The sequence below is a fragment of the Thalassotalea sp. G2M2-11 genome, assembly GCF_017168195.1.
Taxonomy (GTDB): domain Bacteria; phylum Pseudomonadota; class Gammaproteobacteria; order Enterobacterales; family Alteromonadaceae; genus Thalassotalea_E.
The window spans coordinates 491,793-511,936 of sequence record NZ_JADNYL010000002.1 but is presented as its reverse complement, the minus strand read 5'-3'; the positions used below and the strand labels follow the sequence as shown (position 1 = coordinate 511,936).

Annotated in this window: 19 protein-coding genes; 16 read left to right on the top strand and 3 right to left on the bottom strand. The window is 39.2% G+C overall.

From position 1 onward, the window contains the following. Nucleotides 1-589: 589 nt before the first annotated feature. The 11 genes from IV514_RS08165 (at nucleotide 590) to IV514_RS08120 (ending at nucleotide 9,387) form a co-directional block, all read left to right on the top strand. The gene (locus tag IV514_RS08165; RefSeq protein WP_206484456.1) at nucleotides 590-1,369 is read left to right on the top strand and encodes a DUF3450 domain-containing protein; all 780 of its coding nucleotides are present in this window, start codon (nucleotides 590-592) and stop codon (nucleotides 1,367-1,369) included. Further along, nucleotides 1,369-2,718: a MotA/TolQ/ExbB proton channel family protein gene (locus IV514_RS08160; RefSeq protein ID WP_206484455.1), complete on the top strand. Its 1,350-nt coding sequence runs from the start codon at nucleotides 1,369-1,371 to the stop codon at nucleotides 2,716-2,718. The genes IV514_RS08165 and IV514_RS08160 overlap by 1 nt, the downstream gene beginning before the upstream one ends. Beyond that, nucleotides 2,718-3,242, top strand: a complete 525-nt coding sequence (locus tag IV514_RS08155; protein WP_206484454.1) for a MotA/TolQ/ExbB proton channel family protein — start codon at nucleotides 2,718-2,720, stop codon at nucleotides 3,240-3,242. Before IV514_RS08160 ends, IV514_RS08155 begins: the two co-directional genes overlap by 1 nt. A gap of 12 nt (nucleotides 3,243-3,254) precedes the next feature. Continuing rightward, nucleotides 3,255-3,656 (top strand): biopolymer transporter ExbD, encoded by a 402-nt coding sequence (locus IV514_RS08150; protein WP_206484453.1) that lies wholly within the window; start codon nucleotides 3,255-3,257, stop codon nucleotides 3,654-3,656. Nucleotides 3,657-3,660: 4 nt separating this feature from the next. Next, complete coding sequence (locus IV514_RS08145; RefSeq protein WP_206484452.1) at nucleotides 3,661-4,275, top strand: energy transducer TonB; 615 nt, start codon at nucleotides 3,661-3,663, stop codon at nucleotides 4,273-4,275. A gap of 2 nt (nucleotides 4,276-4,277) precedes the next feature. Beyond that, the gene (locus IV514_RS08140) at nucleotides 4,278-5,525 is read left to right on the top strand and encodes a hypothetical protein (RefSeq protein ID WP_206484451.1); all 1,248 of its coding nucleotides are present in this window, start codon (nucleotides 4,278-4,280) and stop codon (nucleotides 5,523-5,525) included. A gap of 168 nt (nucleotides 5,526-5,693) precedes the next feature. Further along, on the top strand, nucleotides 5,694-5,816 hold the full coding sequence (locus tag IV514_RS17615; RefSeq protein ID WP_277601495.1) for a hypothetical protein: 123 nt from the start codon (nucleotides 5,694-5,696) through the stop codon (nucleotides 5,814-5,816). Nucleotides 5,817-5,834: 18 nt separating this feature from the next. After that, nucleotides 5,835-6,218, top strand: coding sequence for a response regulator (locus IV514_RS08135; protein WP_206484450.1), 384 nt, complete (start codon nucleotides 5,835-5,837; stop codon nucleotides 6,216-6,218). A 55-nt stretch (nucleotides 6,219-6,273) separates the two neighbouring features. After that, on the top strand, nucleotides 6,274-6,819 hold the full coding sequence (gene apt / locus IV514_RS08130) for an adenine phosphoribosyltransferase (protein ID WP_206484449.1): 546 nt from the start codon (nucleotides 6,274-6,276) through the stop codon (nucleotides 6,817-6,819). 9 nt (nucleotides 6,820-6,828) lie between these two features. Continuing rightward, entirely contained in the window at nucleotides 6,829-8,994 is a 2,166-nt protein-coding gene (gene dnaX, locus IV514_RS08125; RefSeq protein ID WP_206484448.1) for a DNA polymerase III subunit gamma/tau, read from the top strand. A 63-nt stretch (nucleotides 8,995-9,057) separates the two neighbouring features. After that, nucleotides 9,058-9,387, top strand: coding sequence for a YbaB/EbfC family nucleoid-associated protein (locus IV514_RS08120; RefSeq protein ID WP_206485284.1), 330 nt, complete (start codon nucleotides 9,058-9,060; stop codon nucleotides 9,385-9,387). A gap of 164 nt (nucleotides 9,388-9,551) precedes the next feature. Here the strand turns inward: IV514_RS08120 and pgi are convergent, their stop codons facing one another. The 3 genes from pgi to tal form a co-directional block, all read right to left on the bottom strand. Next, entirely contained in the window at nucleotides 9,552-11,216 is a 1,665-nt protein-coding gene (pgi, locus tag IV514_RS08115; RefSeq protein WP_206484447.1) for a glucose-6-phosphate isomerase, read from the bottom strand. Nucleotides 11,217-11,225: 9 nt separating this feature from the next. Beyond that, the gene (gene tkt / locus IV514_RS08110) at nucleotides 11,226-13,244 is read right to left on the bottom strand and encodes a transketolase (protein WP_206484446.1); all 2,019 of its coding nucleotides are present in this window, start codon (nucleotides 13,242-13,244) and stop codon (nucleotides 11,226-11,228) included. Nucleotides 13,245-13,332: 88 nt separating this feature from the next. Beyond that, the gene (gene tal, locus IV514_RS08105) at nucleotides 13,333-14,286 is read right to left on the bottom strand and encodes a transaldolase (RefSeq protein WP_206484445.1); all 954 of its coding nucleotides are present in this window, start codon (nucleotides 14,284-14,286) and stop codon (nucleotides 13,333-13,335) included. 253 nt (nucleotides 14,287-14,539) lie between these two features. Between tal and IV514_RS08100 the strand changes: the two genes are divergently transcribed. The 5 genes from IV514_RS08100 to IV514_RS08080 all read left to right on the top strand — a co-directional run bounded on the left by IV514_RS08100 (nucleotide 14,540) and on the right by IV514_RS08080 (nucleotide 20,123). Next, nucleotides 14,540-15,253, top strand: a complete 714-nt coding sequence (locus tag IV514_RS08100) for a FadR/GntR family transcriptional regulator (RefSeq protein ID WP_206484444.1) — start codon at nucleotides 14,540-14,542, stop codon at nucleotides 15,251-15,253. Nucleotides 15,254-15,444: 191 nt separating this feature from the next. Next, nucleotides 15,445-17,178 carry an IlvD/Edd family dehydratase gene (locus tag IV514_RS08095; RefSeq protein WP_206484443.1) on the top strand — a complete coding sequence of 578 codons (1,734 nt, stop codon included), beginning with the start codon at nucleotides 15,445-15,447 and terminating at the stop codon, nucleotides 17,176-17,178. A gap of 56 nt (nucleotides 17,179-17,234) precedes the next feature. After that, entirely contained in the window at nucleotides 17,235-18,005 is a 771-nt protein-coding gene (locus IV514_RS08090; RefSeq protein WP_206484442.1) for an SDR family oxidoreductase, read from the top strand. 42 nt (nucleotides 18,006-18,047) lie between these two features. Beyond that, the gene (locus tag IV514_RS08085) at nucleotides 18,048-19,112 is read left to right on the top strand and encodes an aldose epimerase family protein (protein ID WP_206484441.1); all 1,065 of its coding nucleotides are present in this window, start codon (nucleotides 18,048-18,050) and stop codon (nucleotides 19,110-19,112) included. Nucleotides 19,113-19,184: 72 nt separating this feature from the next. Further along, nucleotides 19,185-20,123, top strand: coding sequence for an ABC transporter substrate-binding protein (locus tag IV514_RS08080; RefSeq protein ID WP_206484440.1), 939 nt, complete (start codon nucleotides 19,185-19,187; stop codon nucleotides 20,121-20,123). Nucleotides 20,124-20,144: the final 21 nt, after the last annotated feature.

The following is a 20,144-nucleotide window of genomic DNA, read 5'->3' as shown; positions in this document are numbered from 1 at the left end:
GCGTAAGTTGCCTTCATTTATAAAAAGAAATGTTGTTAAACCGAATTCAAATAAATTGTTGTTTCAAAACCTTTGATATGGGAACAATGAATTTATCTTTCTTTGGGGAACTGATTTGTCAAACCATGAATATTGCGAAATTTTTACATTTTGAATCAAGAGAATGGCGATAAGTTGTAAGTTATTGATTTTTATTTGTTTGATTGTGTTTTTTGGCGTATTTTATTCTCTGAGTTGACCATATGAACAGTATATTTATTAAAGATAATTGTAATTAAATTTGACTTACTACGAATGAATTAGTAAAACATAAACAGCATATATTCTCATAGTATTAAGAGGTGGTATTACTGTTTATGATAATAACAAGATAAAATCTTGTTGTTTTATTGTTACAATGAAAGTTAATTTATTCATTTATATTTAAATTAACTGTCTTTTTACTATGTTCAGTTGACATCAACTATGTCGTCTGGGAATATTGCATGGTTTTATTCTAGAGAAATAAAAACTTAAAAAATGGCAGATTATTAAATTTGCGTTAACAATATTATTTGTTATCAAAATTCAATAGCAATGGTTGGGAACTATGTCCAAATTAAGCAAAAAAAGCCTAATCGCATCGACGATTATTGGCTCATTAGCATTAACAGCAAGCAACTTCGCTTCTGCAGATGCATTAACTGAACTACACAAAGCTGAAGCAAAGAATTTTACTGCTTCTCAAAGATCGCAAAAGAAGATCGATAATATTTACGATCAAACGCTCGATTTGTTAGTAGAGTATCGTCAAACAGTAGATGAAGCGGAAATTTTATCTCAATACAATGATCATGTTCAGCTGATGGTTGATGATCAAAATGCCAACATCAAGTCATTGCAAAAGCAAATTGATGGTATTGATAAAACTAAGCAAGGTGTTGTTCCTCTAATGTACAAGATGATTGATACATTAGAAAAGTTTGTTGAATTAGATGTACCAATGAACATTGAAGCACGTCGTGAGCGTATTCTAGGCTTACGTGATGTAATGGGTAACTCAAATGTTTCTGTTTCTGAGCAATTCCGTTTGGTGTTAGAAGCGTATGAGATTGAAGCTAACTACGGTACTATTTTCGGTGTGTATCAAGGTGAAATCGATTTAGGTGGCCAAAAATTAACGGCTGATTTCTTACACATGGGCCGTGTATCTTTTGTTGCTCAGTCACTTGATATGAAAAACTCTTGGGTATGGAATAATGAAACGCGTTCATGGGAAGAGTTAGGTGATGAATATACTAAGCCTATCACTGACGGTATCCGCATGGCACGTAAACAATTACCATTAGATTTAACTAAATTACCAGTATTTGCTGCAGGAGCCCAATAATGAAAAAAGTAATTAATTCTGTATTGCTTGCAGCTTCAATGACAGCAGGTATGACTGCTTCAGCGAGTGCAAACGATTTAAATGAACTACTAAAGCAAGTAAAGTCGGATCGTCTTTCTGAAGCTAAAATTGATAAAAAACGTGAAGCAGAATTTATGTCTGCTCGTGCTGATAAGCAAGCGTTATTAAACAAAGCGAAAAAACAGTTAGCTGATGAGCAAGCGCGTAACAAGCGTTTAACCAAAGAATATGCTGACAACGAAATTAAGTTAGCGCAAAAAGAAGTTGAATTAGACAACGCTAAAGGTACCTTAGGTGAAATGTTCGGTGTAAGCCGTGCTGCAGCCGCTGATGCTTATGGCCAAATTGCTACTTCAATTGTTAGTGCTCAGTACCCAGGTCGTGGTGAAGCATTAGACGCTATCGCAAATGCAAAAGCAATTCCTGAATTAGAGCAACTAGAAGAGTTATGGTTTGCTTTACAAACAGAAATGACGCAATCAGGTGAAATTTCACAGTTCTCTGCTGAAGTGACTAACTTAGACGGCACTAAATCAACAGAAACAATCACGCGTATCGGTACATTTAACCTTGTTTCTGCAAATGGTTATTTGAACTACAACGATGAAGTTGGTCAAATTCAGCCGCTAGCGAAACAACCTGCAGGCTATATTGCTGACACTGCTTCTGACTTCTTTGGTGAAACGTCTGGTTATGCTCCGGTATATCTTGATCCTTCTCGTGGCGCTATCTTAACGTTAGAAACGCGTAAGAAAACATTGGAAGAATTCTATCATCAAGGTGGTACAGTTGGTTATGCAATCACTGTATTGTTGATTATTGGTCTATTAATTGCCTTAGAGCGTGTCATTGTTTTAAGTGCTGTTTCTTCGAAAATGAAAGCTCAACAGAAGAATATGGATCAGCCTAATACAAACAACCCATTAGGTCGTTTATTAACGGTATATCAAGAAAACAAAGACGCTGATGCTGAAACATTAGAATTAAAACTTGATGAAGCGATTTTACGTGAAACACCAACTGTTGATCGTGGTATTAGCTTAATTAAGATGTTTGCTGCAATCGCACCACTTATGGGTCTATTAGGTACGGTTATCGGTATGATTTTAACTTTCCAAACGATCACATTGTTTGGTACAGGTGACCCGAAAATCATGGCAGGTAATATCTCATTAGCGCTTGTAACTACTGCGTTAGGTCTAATTGCTGCTTTACCATTAATCTTAGTACACAGCATTGTTGCTGGTCGTAGTAAGTCTGTGCTTCACAAGTTAGACGAGCAAAGTGCTGGTTTAATTGCTGAAATCGCAGAGAAGGAGTCTAAGTAATGTTATTCCTGATAGAGCTTGTAGAATCTGTCAGGAGTTTTATTGCAACTGGCGGTAACGTACTTTACTTTGTCGCCTTTGCTCTCTTATTGATGTGGATTATGATGGTAGAGCGTTATTGGTTCTTAGCATCTGTTTACCCAAAAATGCGCGATGATATTATCGCCAAATGGGACGCTAGAACTGATACTACATCATGGTATGCACATCGTATTAGAGATACATGGATCTCCGAAACGGCAGAATTACTTGAACGTAACATGATTACGATTAAAACCTTAGTGGCAATGTGCCCACTAATTGGCTTACTGGGTACAGTAACGGGCATGATTTCAGTATTTGAAACCATGGCTCAACAAGGTACAGGTAACCCTCGTCTAATGGCATCTGGTATTTCAATGGCAACAATCCCAACGATGGCGGGTATGGTTGCGGCATTATCAGGGGTATTTTTTAGTTCAAGATTAGACGCGAAAGTTAAACTAGCAAAGGCTAAACTGGTTGACAGTTTACCTCATCACTAGAGAGAGATTAGAATGGCACGTAAACGTATTCGTGAAGAGGAAGAAGCGGCAATTGATATGACGCCGATGCTAGACATCGTATTTATCATGCTTATATTCTTTATCGTAACCACTTCTTTTGTTAAAGAAGCAGGTATTGAAGTTAATAAACCTAAAGCGGCAAATCAGTCTAAACAAAAGTCAGCAAACATTTTCATCGCGGTGAAAGACACTGGTGAAATTTGGTTAGACAAGCGTCGCGTTGATATTGAGCGTGTAGCTGCAAATATTGAGAAGTTACTTGCTGAACAACCAAGTGAAGTTGTTATTGTTCAGGCTGACAAAGACGCTAAACATGGTGTAGTTGTTAAAGTAATGGATGCAATTAAAGAAGCGGGCATCGACCGAATCTCTATCGCTGCAGCTAAGGGGTAGTTATATGGTTCGCTTATTAGTATCAATACTACTAGGCGCAGCTGTTACTTTTGCACTGTTTTCCTTTATGGCTTTTCTTATCTCTAGCGGTGATCGTCGAGAAGAAGAAAAACTAGAAAACATTATTGTAGAAGTAAACACTACGCCGCCTAAATCAGCAGCTGAGCAAAGACGTCGTGTGCCGCCACCGCCGCCACCGCCGCCTAAAACGCCGCCTAAGCCTCAAGCGCCAGAGCCTGAAACAAACGCTGATACCGGTGGGTTAACGTTTAATATGCCAGGTGTGCAGTTAGCTGGTGCTAATGCGGGTATTTCAGCACCAGGTGCGGGATTTGGACGAGACGGCGATGCAACACCGATTGTACGTATTGAGCCAAAATACCCAATACAAGCAGCACGTGATGGTAAAGAGGGCTGGGTAAAACTGTCGTTTACTATCAATGAAATTGGTGGTGTAGAAGATGTTGAAGTAATCGACTCGCAACCAAAACGTGTGTTTGATCGTGAAGCTAAACGTGCGCTACGTAAGTGGAAGTACAAGCCAAAAGTTGTTGATGGAAAAGCTATGCGTCAACCTGGTTTAACGGTTCAATTAGACTTTAAGATGGGGGAAAATTAAAAATGAATAAGATATTTACATCTTTTACATTAATAGCTTCTTTAGCTTTAGTTAATTTACCTGCATCGGCAAATACTGATACCAGTTGTGCTGATAAACCTAAACGTAAAACCCAGATCATGGGGCCGTCAGTTGGTAAAAAAGTGGGTAAGGCTTTCGAGCTTTACTCTGCTGATGATGTAAAAGGTGCCTTAGCTTTATTGTTAGAAATCACTGCCAAAGGTGAATACGATAAAGCTATCCTTGCGCGTTATATTGCTGTTATGTATGCCACATTAGGCGATGAAGCCAATGCTATTCGCTATTTAAAGCAAGCTGTTGCTCCTGATATGCTTAATGAAGGAGACCAAGGTGAGTCAATCAAGCTATTAGCTGATCTTCAAATGCAAACTAAAGCTTATGAAGGTGCGTTGAAAAACTATTATGCTTGGATGGACTTCACTTGTAAGTCAGATGGTGATACTTGGGTTAAAATTGCAAATGCCAATTATGAACTTAAGCGTCTAGATAAGATGATCACACCAGCTGATAAGGCAATTGCAGCTTATGGCGACAAGCATAATAAAAACCCATACATACTTAAATTAACCTCATATTATGAGCGTAAACAGTATAAGAATGCGGTTGATGTGCTTGAAATTGCTGTGCAATTGTTTCCAGAAGAAAAAGCATTTTGGAAACAATTAGGTAACTTCTATCTATTGATTGAAGATTATAAGCGCGGTATGGCAACCTTAGAGTTAGCTTATAAGCAAGGATATCTTGAGAAAGAGTCAGAGATAAGAACATTAGCGAGTTTATATGCACAAAGTGAAATGCCATATAAATCTGCAATGTTGCTAGAGAAGCATATTGATTCAGGTTTAGTTAAGCCTGATGATAAAAATATCGCATCACTGGCAAATGCTTGGCATGCTGCGAAAAATATTGATAAAGCAGCAAAATACTATGGTCAGTTAGCTAAAATGACAAATGAAGCTAAACACTATGGTAAGCAAGGTTCTTTACTGGCACAAGACGAGCAGTTTAAGAAGGCCGTTGTTGCACTTAACAAAGCGATTGAGCTTGGTGTTAAAAACAAAGGTAGAACTTACATGGCAATTGCTGAGTCTAATTTCTACTTAGGTAACTATAAAGCCGCCTATGCAGCGATTCAAAAAGCAATGAAAGACCCTAAAACTCGTAAAAGTGCACGGGGTTGGGTGAGCTATATAAAAGATACTGCACAGCGTAAAGGAAAAGCTATTTAGTTAGATTTCCTCAACTAAAAAAACCAGTCGAATGACTGGTTTTTTTATATCCACTAATTTTGTCATATGAAAAATAATTGATCTAGATCAAAAATCACTATCTATAACTGCCTAAATAAGCTAGAATCCGCGCCGTTCATTTTGTAGTTTATTAGGAAGTAGTAAAAGATGTCACATCATGATAATTTTAAAGATAGCTCATCAAAACGTCATTTGTTTGCAGCATTAGCCGCATTATTTGCAGCACCTTTATTACCAATGTTGATGGGCTGGTTAACAGTTTTAAACTAATAAATAAGAAGAATAATAATGCATGCTTTGGTAGTTGATGATAAATCTCCTGTATTAACTCTGTTAACAGAGTTACTAGGTAAATGGGGGATCACTGTGCAAACAGCCTCGAATGGTTTAGATGCTTTTACCAAAGCGCAATCAGCTGCATTTGATCTTTACGTTGTTGATCACTTGATGCCATTGATGAATGGTGTGCAATTGACTAAGAACTTGAAATCAAAAGTTGAAACCAAACAAACCCCGTTAATTTTTATGTCCACTCAAGATTTATCTGATGTGGAAGCGCTTGCGGAATACCCATTGTTTGATGCGGTTATTGCAAAACCAATCGAACAAGAATTGTTCTATCAAACATTAAAAACCTTACTTCCTGCAAATACTCTTCGCCAGTCACTATAATCTTTGCCCGTTTTCTTATATTCTTAACAATAAAATAGTTATTACATTGTTAAATATGAAAACAAGTCAAATTTCCTTTTTAAAAAGTGCGGTTCACACCATTAAAGATTATCCCAAACCAGGGATCTTATTTCGTGACGTTACTGGCATTCTCGATGATGCTGAAGCCTTTCAATTAACCATTGAATTACTGGCTGATAAATTCAAAGATCAAGGTTTTACTAAAATAGTTGGTACAGAGGCAAGGGGCTTTCTATTTGGTGCGCCATTAGCGATTAAAATGGGCTTAGGTTTTGTTCCTGTACGAAAACCAGGTAAGTTACCTCGTGATACATTTGCTCAAGATTATCAATTAGAGTATGGCTCTGATGTACTGGAAATACATGTGGACGCATTAACTGAAAATGACAAAGTGTTGATAATTGATGATCTACTGGCAACAGGTGGTACTATTGAAGCTACCAGTAAACTTATTAGACGTTTAGGTGCTGAAACGACAGATGCAGCATTTGTTATCTCGTTGCCTGATTTAGGCGGTGAAAAACGTTTAAAAGAGTTAGGGCTTAATGTTACAGCGTTATTAGCATATGAAGGTGAGTAATTAATCTCGATGAGTTATCAAGTTTTAGCTAGAAAGTGGCGTCCGAAAAATTTTCAGGAATTAATGGGGCAAGAGCATGTTGTTACCGTATTAACCAATGCGATACAGCAACAGCGACTTCATCATGCCTATTTATTTACTGGAACAAGAGGGGTGGGAAAAACCACCATCGCTCGTATTTTTGCTAAAAGCTTGAACTGTCATCAAGGAGTCACTGCAACGCCTTGCGGTCAATGTGATGCTTGTGTCGATATTGATCATGGCCGCTTCGTTGATTTGTTAGAAATCGATGCCGCCTCTCGCACTAAGGTCGATGATACCAGAGAAATATTAGATAATGTGCAGTATAAACCAACGCGGGGACGCTATAAGGTTTATCTTATTGATGAAGTACATATGCTATCGCGTAGTAGTTTCAATGCACTATTAAAAACTTTGGAAGAGCCTCCTGAACACGTTAAGTTTATTTTAGCGACGACAGATCCGCAGAAATTACCTGTGACCGTGTTATCACGCTGTTTACAGTTTCACTTAAAAGCCTTATCAATACCGCAGATCACCAAACAACTTGAGCATATATTAAATGCGGAACAGGTAGAGTTTGACGCCATGGCACTTAGCTTATTGGCAAAGGCTGCTCGAGGCAGTATGCGTGATTGTTTAAGCCTAACTGACCAAGCCATCGCCCAAGGGCAAGGTTTTATTAACCTTGCTAATGTTCAGCAAATGTTAGGTGGCGTAGATCATCACTGGGTGTATAAGATACTGATTGCGCTAATTAAACAAGATGCGCAAGAGTTAATGACTTTATCACAAGAAATCGCAAGCTATGCTCCTAATTACGGGCGACTATTAGCAGAGCTGATACAGCTATTGCATCAAGTGGCAATGGTTCAGGTGGTTGATACTCACTTTGATTTATCCCCTGAGCACAACACGTTACTGAAAAAATTCAGTCAAAGTATGTCGCCTGAAGATGTGCAGTTATACTATCAGATTGCGCTAAAGGGCCGTAAAGACCTGCCTTATGCAGCAGATGAACAAGCCGCATTCGATATGGTGCTATTACGGCTGTTAGCATTTAAGCCTCAAATCGCACCACAAGCTAATAATCAGCATAATGAGCAAACTATAGATAATCATTCACCTGTTAGTGAATTCGACGATGTTCAGCTTGCTGAGACTGAAATAACTGCAGCGGCTTCTTTTGTTGATAGTGCTCCCGAAGCTTTGAATGCACCCTCGACATCAGAAGCTGATCTCGACAAATCGCAACATTCTTCTCAGCCGTTGGCGCCTCAAGTAAATGAAGCTGCGACTGAGACTTCAACAGAAGTCGCAATTGAAGCCAACTTAGCCCAAGAAATGCTGTCATTGGAGCAACAGGCTCAGCAAGAATTTTCAGATGCCGTTGAGCCAGTTAGTCATGATGAACATAAACCAACAGCAGCACACACACTTTCGAGTGAGTTACCTTTAGAATCACCTGAAAGAGCAAACCAGCCAAGTATTTCCCAAGATCGACTTGAGCAATCATCAAGCAATGAAACGCCTGCTGAGGAGCCGTCAAAGGCTTCCCCAATTGATGCTATTTTAGCAAATCGCAATATGTTGCGTAGTCGAAAAAAAGCACTGGAGACAAAGGGAAAAAAGTCTAAAGACGCAGATGAGCGTCAACAAACCACACAAATTAAACAGAAAAAGCCAGCAGAAGATGTACCTGACATTACCTCAATACCTGATCAGCCCTTTACTCCAGAGATCATAGATCCGAGTAAGGTAAAAAAAGCGAATCAAGTCGATAAATGGGCGAATATGATTGATGCTATGGCGCTTAATGGTCGTTTAAGGCAATTAGCATTAAATGCGACTATTGAAGCCGAATCATCTGCTGATTCATTAGTATTATCGTTAAATCAATCGACAAAACATTTAAAAACAGAAGTAGCACACCAACAATTGCAACAGTTTGTTTCTGAGTATTTTGAACGGCCAATGCATGTTGAAATACGTATTGTTGAACAAACGGTTGATGATCCGACACAAATTCAAGAACATATCAATGATAAGCGATATGATTATGCCAAAGCCTTATTGTTAGAAGACGATGTAGTGATCGCTTTGCAAGAGCAATTTCAAGCACAGCTCGATGAAAAAACTATCATTGCACGTTAACTGTGACTTGATATTTACCTCGTTAAGCTCTATCTTTGGCGGCAACAGAACTTTGGAGTAAACATTATGATGAAAGGTGGCATGGGCAACTTAATGAAACAAGCCCAACAGATGCAAGCAAAAATGGCAAAGGCACAAGAAGAAATTGCCAAAATGGAAGTAACCGGTGAAGCGGGTGCTGGTATGGTTAAAGTTACGATGACAGGTAGCCATAGTGTGCGTCGCGTTGATATTGACGAAAGCTTGATGGAAGATGATAAAGAAATGGTTGAAGACCTAGTCGCCGCTGCGTTTAACGATGCAGTGCGTAGAGTTGAAGAAGCCAACAAAGAGAAAATGAGTTCAGTCACTGGTGGTATGCAAATGCCTCCAGGCATGAAAATGCCGTTTTAATATAGAATCCTATACAAATAGCGCCTTGTGGCGCTATTTTTTTGCTTGAAATATAGTGATGCCAAATAGATACAAAAAGCGAGAAATAAAAAAGCCCAAATGAGTTCATTTGGGCTTTGTGTCTGTGCTAATACAATTTAAGAAAAGTTAATAAAAATTCCTGATTAAGAAGCGTTGTGTACTGTTTCTTTTGATAAGGTTTTAAAATAGTTAATCAGGCCAAGAGTAGAGCTGTCATGATTTTGAGTAACTTCTCCAGATTCAATTTCCTTTTGTATTTCATTGGCTAGACCTTTACCTAACTCCACGCCCCACTGATCGAATGAACAAATCTGTAGCAAAATTCCCTGAACAAAGATTTTATGCTCATATAAGGCAATTAAGCTTCCTAGTGAACGAGGGGAAATACGTTTCATTAAAATGGTATTCGTTGGGCGATTACCTTTGTGTATTTTATGTGGTGAAACTTTATCTATGTAATCTTGTGTACGGCCTTTGGCTTTTAAATCGGCACGTACTTGCTCCTCGTTTACGCCAGCCATTAAGGCTTGTGTTTGCGCAAAAAAGTTGGCCATTAATGTCTCATGATGGCCTTGAACAGGCGTTACACTTTCAACAGAGCCGATAAAATCAGCGGGTACTACGTTATTGCTTTGATGCAAATATTGATAAAAGGCGTGCTGTCCATTAATGCCTAACTCGCCCCAAATTGACGGAACAGTCGGGTAAGTTATTTCATCACCATCCCAAGTGACTGATTTGCCATTACTTTCCATTTCAGCTTGTTGTAAATATGCTGATAACATATGCAATGATTGATCATAAGGCAGAATAGCTTGTGATTGAGCACCTAAGAAGGTGCAATTCCAAAGGCTAAGCAAGGCTAAAATAACAGGGGCATTTTGCTCAAGAGGAGCACGACAAAAATGCTCGTCAATTTCAAACGCGCCTTCTAATAATTCGATAAAGTTATCGAACCCTAAGTCGATAGCAATCGGTAAGCCAATAGCAGACCATAAAGAAAAACGTCCACCGACCCAATCCCACATATCGAAAATGTTTTCTTTATCTATGCCAAATTCCATGGCATTTTTTTTATTAGATGATACCGCTACAAAATGTTTGGCGATTGCTGACTCATCAAATGAAGCAGAAACTAACCATTTCATCGCTGTTCGCGCATTCGTCATGGTTTCTGTTGTGGTAAAGGTTTTGCTAGAGATAATGAATAACACTTTTTCTGGGTTTAACGGACGTAAAACATTTGCGATTTGTGTACCGTCAACGTTTGAAACATAGTGCACATTAATACTGTTATCACTATATTGTTGTAACGCTTCTGTGACCATTTGAGGTCCAAGGTTGGAGCCGCCAACGCCAATGTTGACGACATCAGTAATGCGCTTACCTGAATAACCTTTCCAATAGCCCTGGCGAATTTTGTCTGAGAATGCTTTGATGTGATTTAATGATTGTTGTACTTCTTCAGTAACATTTACTCCATCAAGCATTATCGGTTTTTGTGAGCGATTGCGCAGTGCAGTATGTAGGACCGCACGATCTTCGGTGCTATTAATACGTTCGCCAGAGAACATTTTGTCGCGCCACGCTTCAACCTCACATTCTTTTGCGAGTTCAGTGAGTAAGGTTAATGTTTTACTATCGATTAAATTTTTTGAGTAATCGAGTAGAAATGGTGGTAATTGTATTGAAAACTGAGCGAAACGTTCACTATTTTTGTCGAACAAGTCACGCATATGAGTGTGTTTCATCTCTTGTGCATGCTTAGTTAACGCTTGCCAACTTGCTAGGGATGTTCTTGATTCCACGGTGCTCTCCTAAAGTGTGTCGTTTTCTTTTTTCAGTGCGATGGCAGTATTGACAATGTTTTCAGTCGTAAAACCAAAATATTGTAATAACTGATCACCAGGGGCTGACTCGCCAAATTGGTTCATGGCAATTATTTTTCCGTAACTACCAACATATTTATGCCAAAAATCTGCATGGGCGGTTTCAATGGCAATGATTGATTTAACTTCTTTGGGTAAAATGCTCTGTTTATATGATGCTGATTGTTGATCAAAAATATTAGTACAAGGCATTGATACCACACGCACGTTATGTCCTGCATTATTTAATGCTGTTGCTGCATCAATGGTAATAGCAACTTCAGAGCCCGTGGCAATCAGTATGATGTCAGGAGTGCCTTGGCAGTCTTTTAAGATATAACCACCTTTGGCTATGTCATTGACTTGCGATTGAGAGCGAGTTTGATGAACAAGGCTTTGGCGACTAAATATTAGGGCACTTGGGCCATCGTTACGCACCACTGCCGATTTCCAGGCGACAGCAGATTCAACCGCATCACAAGGACGCCATGTCTGTAAGTTAGGTGTCATACGTAAATTGGCAATTTGTTCAATAGGTTGGTGAGTTGGGCCATCTTCTCCTTGTCCAATAGAGTCGTGGGTATAAACAAAAATGTTTTGTATGCCCATTAATGCAGACATACGCACTGCATTACGAGCGTATTCCATGAACATTAAGAATGTGGCGCCATAATTAATAAAGCCGCCATGTAATGATAAGCCATTCATTATCCCACTCATACCGAACTCTCGTACTCCGTAAAATAAATAATTGCCGTCGGCATCATCAGCAGTTACACCTTTAGAACCAGACCATAAGGTGAGGTTAGATCCGGCTAAATCAGCTGAGCCACCAAGCAGTTCAGGGAGTAATGAGCCAAAAACTTCTATCGTATTTTGCGACGCTTTGCGTGAAGCAATGTTTTGTCCTTGCTGTTGAGTAAGTTTGATAAATTGATCTGCTTTTTCTTCAAAGTGCTCAGGAAGCTTTTTATCTAATACTCTACGGCGATATTCTTGCGCTAATTCAGGATATGACTTTTGATATTCAGCAAATTCAGTTTGCCACGCTAGTTCAAGTGCTTGGCCTTTTTCAACACTGTTCCACCCTTGATATACATCTTGAGGTATTTCAAATGGCGCATGTGGCCAATTTAAAAATTCACGTGCCGCGCTAATTTCATCTTGCCCTAATGGCGCGCCATGGCAGTCATGAGAACCGGATTTATTTGGCGAACCAAAGCCAATAATTGTTTTACAGCATATCATGGTTGGTTTGTCGGTAATCGCTTTGGCTTGTTCGATGGCTTTGTTAATGGCTTCTGGATCGTGACCATCGACGCTATCAATAACATGCCAGCCATATGATTCAAAGCGTGCTGGCGTATTATCCGTGAACCACCCCTCAACATGACCGTCGATAGAAATACCGTTGTCGTCCCAAAAAGCAATGAGTTTACCTAAACCTAGGGTGCCAGCTAACGAACATACTTCGTGTGAAATACCTTCCATTAAACAACCATCACCTAAAAAGCAATAGGTGTAATGATCAACGATGTTGAATCCTTCTCGGTTAAAATGAGCTGCTAACGTTTTTTCTGCTATCGCCATTCCAACAGCGTTAGAAATGCCTGCGCCAAGTGGACCGGTTGTGGTTTCAACACCGGGGGTGTAATTATATTCAGGGTGGCCAGGCGTTTTTGAGTGTAATTGACGAAATCGTTTCAGTTCATCAATGGGTAAATCATAACCTGTTAAATGTAAAAGTGCGTAAATTAACATTGAGCCATGACCGTTACTGAGTACAAAGCGATCTCTGTCAACCCACTTTGGATTTTTTGGGTTATGTTTTAGATGGTCATTCCATAGCACTTCAGCAATATCTGCCATCCCCATTGGGGCGCCAGGGTGGCCAGAATTAGCTTGTTGAACAGCGTCCATACTTAAAGCACGAATGGCGTTTGCCAAATTTTTTCTAGGAGAAGTCATTATATTTTCCTTACCATATTCATTTATTCGTCCTTTACATGCTAATTAGGAGCGGTATGGACGCATTGATAAAACAATTAACCGTTTTTTATTTGCTCAGAGAACGAACAAGCTCCTCTAAGATCAACTGATCTTTAGCAAAATTACGAATACCTTCAGATAGTTTTTCTGTTGCCATCGCATTCTCGTTCAGTTGCCAATCAAAGGTTTTTTGATCTAACGGCGCTTGTTTGCTAGGTGGATTCGTTGATGGATTTTCTGGGGATAACTTAATGGTTAGTTTGCCGGTTGTTGCTTGCAATTCGCTTAATAATGCCGGTGATATCGTTAACAGATCACAACCAGCAAGCTCTATAATCTCAGAAGTGTTTCTAAAGCTTGCGCCCATCACAACAGTGTTATAGTTATTTTGTTTGAAGTAATCATATATCGCGGTTACCGATTGAACGCCAGGGTCATCGCTACCTTCAAAGTCACGTCCTTCGGTTTTCTTATACCAATCCAAGATGCGACCAACAAAGGGAGAAATCAAGGTAATGTTTGCTTCAGCACAAGCAATGGCTTGCGTCATACTAAATAACAGCGTTAGGTTACAGGCAATGCCTTCTTTTTCTAACTGCTCTGCCGCTTTAATTCCTTGCCAAGTCGCAGCGAGTTTAATTAACACACGTTCTTTTTTTATTCCCGCTTCTTGATAGAGTGAAATTAATTTACGGCCTTTTTCTATGCTTGCTTGAGTATCAAAAGATAATCTGGCATCAACTTCTGATGAGATGCGACCCGGAACATGTTTCAATATTTCGCAGCCAAAATTGACAATTAACTGATCGCAAATGTCGTCAATAGTAGCGTTATCCTTATCAGCAAACCGAGCGATAGCATCATTAATTAGGTGTTGGTATTGTGGTAGTTTTGCTGCTTGCAAAATTAACGAAGGGTTTGTTGTCGCATCGACAGGATTCAATGCTTTTATCGAGTCCACATCGCCACTATCGGCAACAACCGTGGTTACCTGTTTCAATTGTTCAAGTAAGTTCATCATCAGTATCATCTCAAATAAAAATTTATTTGTAGTATGATAACACTAATATTTGCTATACTTAAAGCCTGAAAACAGGAATTTTAATAAAATTATCTTTGCGCCAGCCATAAAGGGCATGTGTAAAAATTATTTTTTCTTTATAATCTCCACATTTAAATAAGTGACTCAAATATTATTAGTGTTATTATAGTAGAATTGTTTTTTAATTGATTTGCTTGCACAAGCAGTAACAGGAATAACTAACGAGGGCAATATGGCTATTTCGGAAGGTAATCGACCATTAAGTATTCATAAATGGGTTGCGGGTGAGCTAGGAGCTCGTATTGTTAGTGGTGTTTATCAGCCAGGAGAATATATTCCTAATGAAACAAATTTAGGAGAGGAGCTAGGTGTATCTCGTACCGCATTAAGAGAGGCTTTTAAAACACTTACTGCTAAAGGTTTGATTGAATCAAGACCAAAGCTTGGCACTCGTATTACTGAAAAAAAACAATGGAATATGTTTGATGCTGAAATATTAGAATGGATTTTCAAAACCAAGCCTTCAATTGAGTTTTATACCTCATTATTTGCCGTTCGTAGTATTTTTGAGCCAGCTGCGGCGAAACTGGCTGCTCAGAATCGTACTGAAGAGCAAGTGGCGCTAATTGCGCAAGCCTATGACAAAATGGAACATGCCTCTATTGGATCTGATGATGTATTTTCGAGTGACTTAGAGTTTCACATGGCCATTTTAGATGCGACAAATAATGAATTTATTATTTCGCTTGGTAAAACCATCCAGACAGCACTTGCTGGCATATTTCGATTAAGTAGTTCAACCGAGCAAGAGTACATTGATGCATTGCCTGGCCATAAGGCTATTTATAAAGCAATTGAAAACCAAGATGACATTGGTGCTGAAGCACAAATGTTAGTGTTACTCAAAGAGTCTGAAAAATCTGTTGCTGAAGCAATTAAACGATAACGATATTCAACAAAGTTTTATATCAAACCAGTGTTATTAACACTGGTTTTTTTATGCCTTTAATTTTTATCTCTTAAATAGGGCATACCAATCATAAAAATCTAACATCAAAGTAAATTTTAGTGTTGTATTATTGCAATAAATATTTAATTGGTGTTATTGTATTATCAATAGGTTGGGTTGGTGATGATATGAAACAGAATAAAAAAGTCAAATTACGTTCAGCAAGTTGGTTTGGCAACAATGACAAAAATAGTTTTATGTATCGTAGCTGGATGAAAAATCAAGGAATCCCTGATCATCACTTTGATAATAGACCCATCATTGGTATCTGTAATACTTGGTCAGATTTAACCCCATGCAATGGGCATTTTCGAGAATTAGCAGATAAAGTGAAAAATGGTATTCGTGAGGCTGGTGGGATTCCAGTTGAATTCCCTGTATTTTCCAATGGTGAATCAAATCTGCGGCCAACGGCGATGCTAACACGAAATTTGGCAGCAATGGATACTGAAGAATCTATCCGAGGTAATCCTATTGATGGTGTGGTTTTATTAGTTGGTTGTGACAAAACAACACCAGCACTATTAATGGGAGCAGCAAGTTGTAATTTACCCACTATTGTTGTTACTGGTGGTCCCATGCTAAATGGTAAACATCAAGGTAAAGATGTCGGCTCGGGCACCTTAGTATGGAAAATGAGTGAAGATTATCAGGCAGGTAGGATAAACCTTGATGAATTTATGAGTGCAGAGGCTGGAATGTCTCGTTCAACTGGCACATGTAATACCATGGGAACCGCTTCAACCATGGCGTGTATGGTGGAAAGTTTAGGCGTTAGTTTGCCTCATAATGCTGCTATTCCTGCCGTTGATTCTCGCCGATATGTGCTGGCTCATATGTCAGGTATGCGCATTGTCGATATGGTGAAAGAGCAATTGAATCTCTCGCAGATATTAACCAAAGATGCTTTTATTAACGCAATAAAAACGAATGCTGCGATTGGTGGTTCGACAAATGCGGTGATCCATTTGAAAGCCATTGCTGGTCGCATTGGCGTTGATTTAACGCTGGATGATTGGTCTTATGGCCATGATGTGCCGACCATTGTAAATTTACAGCCATCGGGTCAGTATTTAATGGAAGATTTCTATTATGCGGGAGGATTACCTGCGGTATTAAGAACGCTTGGCGAGCAAGAAGTGTTAATTAAGGATACGTTAACGGTTAATGGTAAAACCTTGTGGCAAAACGTGAAAAACGCTGCTTTATACAATGATGATGTAATTTTTCCTTTTGATAAGCCATTAATTCACAGTGGCGGTATCCGTATTCTTAAAGGCAACTTAGCGCCAAGAGGTGCGGTCATAAAACCCTCGGCAGCCAGTAAACATTTAATGAAACATCGTGGAAAAGCGGTCGTTTTCCAGAACTTAGATCACTACAAAAAGCGGATTGATGATCCCGCACTTGATATTGATGAAAACAGCGTCATGGTGTTAAAAAATTGTGGTCCAAAAGGTTATCCAGGCATGGCCGAAGTTGGCAATATGGGCTTACCGCCAAAATTATTAAAAAAAGGTATTACGGATATGGTGCGAATATCAGATGCTCGAATGAGCGGTACCGCATTCGGTACCGTGGTGTTACATGTTGCACCTGAAGCGATGGAGTTTGGTCCTTTAGCGGCAGTAGAAGACGGTGATTATATTGAGCTTGATGTCCAAAAAGGCGTTCTAAATTTAGAAATTAGCGAACAAGCGTTACACCAACGTTTAGAAAAATTAAAAAGCAATCAAGTGATTGTCAAAACTGGTGGCTATTTAGAAATTTATCGAGAACGTGTTTTACAGGCTGATGAAGGCTGTGATTTTGATTTTTTAGTAGGATGCCGTGGTGCTGATGTTCCAGCGCATTCACATTAGCAACTATCAGATTATTCTTTATAATAAACGCAGTGCTAATTGTAAAAGGTTAAATTATGAACTTGAGTAATCGTTATCCAAGTTTGTGTGGAAAAATTGTTTTTATTACTGGTGGTGCCACTGGAATAGGTAGTTGTTTTGTTGAGTGCTTCGTTATGCAAGGGGCAAAAGTTGTTTTTGTTGATTTGTTAGAAACGGAATCTTTGACGCTAATTGATTCGATAATTGCAAAAAAACCAGATGCCGATGTACGCTTTTTTCAATGTGATTTACTTGATATAGAAAAACTTAAACAGATTATTAACACCGTTGAAGTAGAAGTTGGCAATATTTCGGTATTAATCAATAGCGCAGCAAATGATACCAGACACAATTTTAAAGAGGTGAGTGTCAAAGATTGGGACTGCTGCATTAATATTAATTTACGCCATTATTTTTTTGCGATTCAAGCTGTACAACAGCAGATGGTCAAAAATGGTGGTGGATCCATTATCAATATGGGCTCAATGAGCTGGCATGATCATCAAGGTGGTATGCCAGGCTATACGGCAGCAAAGGCAGGAGTTGTGGGTTTAACTCGTGGTTTTGCCAGTGAATTAGGTAAAGATAAAATTCGAATAAATACGATTACGCCAGGTTGGGTGATGACTAAACGCCAGCTCACTCACTGGGTAAATGAAAATACTGTGAATAAAATTGAAGAAAACCAATGTATTAAAGATTATGTCATGCCAGAAGATATCGCGGCTATGGCATTATTTTTAGCGTCAGATGACAGTAAATTGTGCACAGCGCAAGATTTTGTTGTTGATGGTGGTTGGATTTAATACAAGTGAAAACATAACTAAAAAGAGATTATTGAGAACTATATGACCACTTCGCACCGATTAACACTTTCTAAAAAGCAGCTGGTTGATTGTGCTCTGGCAGCACCATTAGAAATTATAACCTTGACTAATTGCCATGGTTTATCCGTCTCTTTATCTAATTTAGGTGCAAGTATTTGGTCGGTAACCGTGCCAGAAAAAAACGATAAACAAGTTACCACTGAATTGGTGTTAAATTATCAAAATGTCGCTGATTGGGCGAATAACCCATACTATTTTGGCGTAACGGCTGGGCGAGTCGCTAATCGAATTGGCAATGCTTGCTTTGAATTAAATGGTAAAACAATTAATTTAACTGCTAATGAAGGGGTGAACCAGTTACATGGCGGCCCTGGTGGGTTAAGCCAATGTTTTTGGTCATCTGAAACACATCAGGAACAAGATGCTGTTGTCGTTGTTTACCGTTACCATAGTCCCGATGGTGATCAAGGATTCCCTGGAAATATGGACATTGAGGTAACTTATCGCTTGAATAATGACAATGAGCTAACACTGAGTTATCAGGCAGTCGCTGATCAAACTACCCCTATTTGTTTAACCAATCATGCCTACTGGAACATTGCGGGAACCTCATCTGAAGATGTGTTAGCACAGACGCTTGAATTATCTGCCGATCATGTTTTAGCGCTTAATGAGCAACAAATACCAACAGGCGAATTAATCTCGGTCACAGACACGGCATTTGATTTTCGACAACGTAAAGCGGTGGGTCAAGATATTCAACAATTAGCCAATGGCTATGATCACTACTTTGTTGTTAATCGTGATAGTGATGAACTGATGCCAGTGGCAAAATTAATGGATCCTAAATCAGGTCGTGTTATGGAAATATTATCAACTGAATTGGGGGTTCAATTTTACAGTGGTAATTTTCTCGATGGTAGTCACACGGGGAGCGATGGCAAACCGTTGACCAAGTTTAAGGGCTTATGCCTAGAAACACATGGTTATCCCGATGCAGTAAATCATTCGCTTTTTCCAAGTGTCATTGTCAAAGCAGGCGATGTTTACAGACAAACTACTCAATACCGTTTTTGTCACGTTTAAGTCTTTTATTCCTTTAATAATATAAATATAAACAGGGGGACGTATTTCCCCTAATAACAGAGGTCATAAGTTATGAATATTCGTAGTATGATAATACTTATATTGGTGTCAATAGCGCCTAATGCTTTCTCAACGACTATCGGATTTTCCCAAGTAGGGTCTGAAAGTGGCTGGAGAACAAGCTTTAGTGAGTCGGTTAAAGCCGAAGCAGCTAAACGTGGCATCAATTTAAAATTCAGTGACGCACAGCAAAAACAAGAAAACCAAATTAAAGCAGTTCGAAGCTTTATCGCTCAAGGGGTCGACGGTATTGTGATCGCTCCTGTGGTTGAAACCGGCTGGAAACCTGTGCTTAAAGAGGCAAAACGCGCGCGTATACCCGTGGTTATTGTTGATCGAAATGTAAATGTTAAAAATAAAAAGCTATTTCTAACTCGTATTGCATCTGATTTTTCAGAAGAAGGTCGTAAAATTGCCCGCTGGCTAGTGAAAGCCACGAATGAAAAATGTGCGATTGCTGAGCTTCAAGGAACGGTTGGTGCTACAGCCGCTATTGACCGTGCTAAAGGGTTTAATGAGGTTATTGCTAATTATCCTGATGTAAAAATTGTCCGTAGCCAAACGGGTGAATTTACCCGCACTAAAGGAAAAGAAGTGATGGAGAGCTTCTTAAAAGCAGAACAAGGCGGTAAGTCGCTTTGTGCTGTGTGGGCGCATAACGATGAAATGGCGTTAGGTGCTATTCAAGCGATCAAAGAAGCTGGCTTAAAACCCGCAAAAGATATTTTAGTGGTGTCAGTTGATGGCGTCCCTGATTACTTTAAAGCGATGGCTGACGGTGAAGCAAATGCAACGGTAGAGCTGAGTCCTCATTTAGGTGCACCCGCATTTGACGCAATTGAAGCGTATTTAAAAGGTGAACGAAATGTACCTAAGTTGATCAGTACAACAGGTGACTTATTCACTCAAGAAACTGCCGCAAAAGAATATGAAAAAAGACGGACGAACTAAAGTAACTATAACGATGATTAA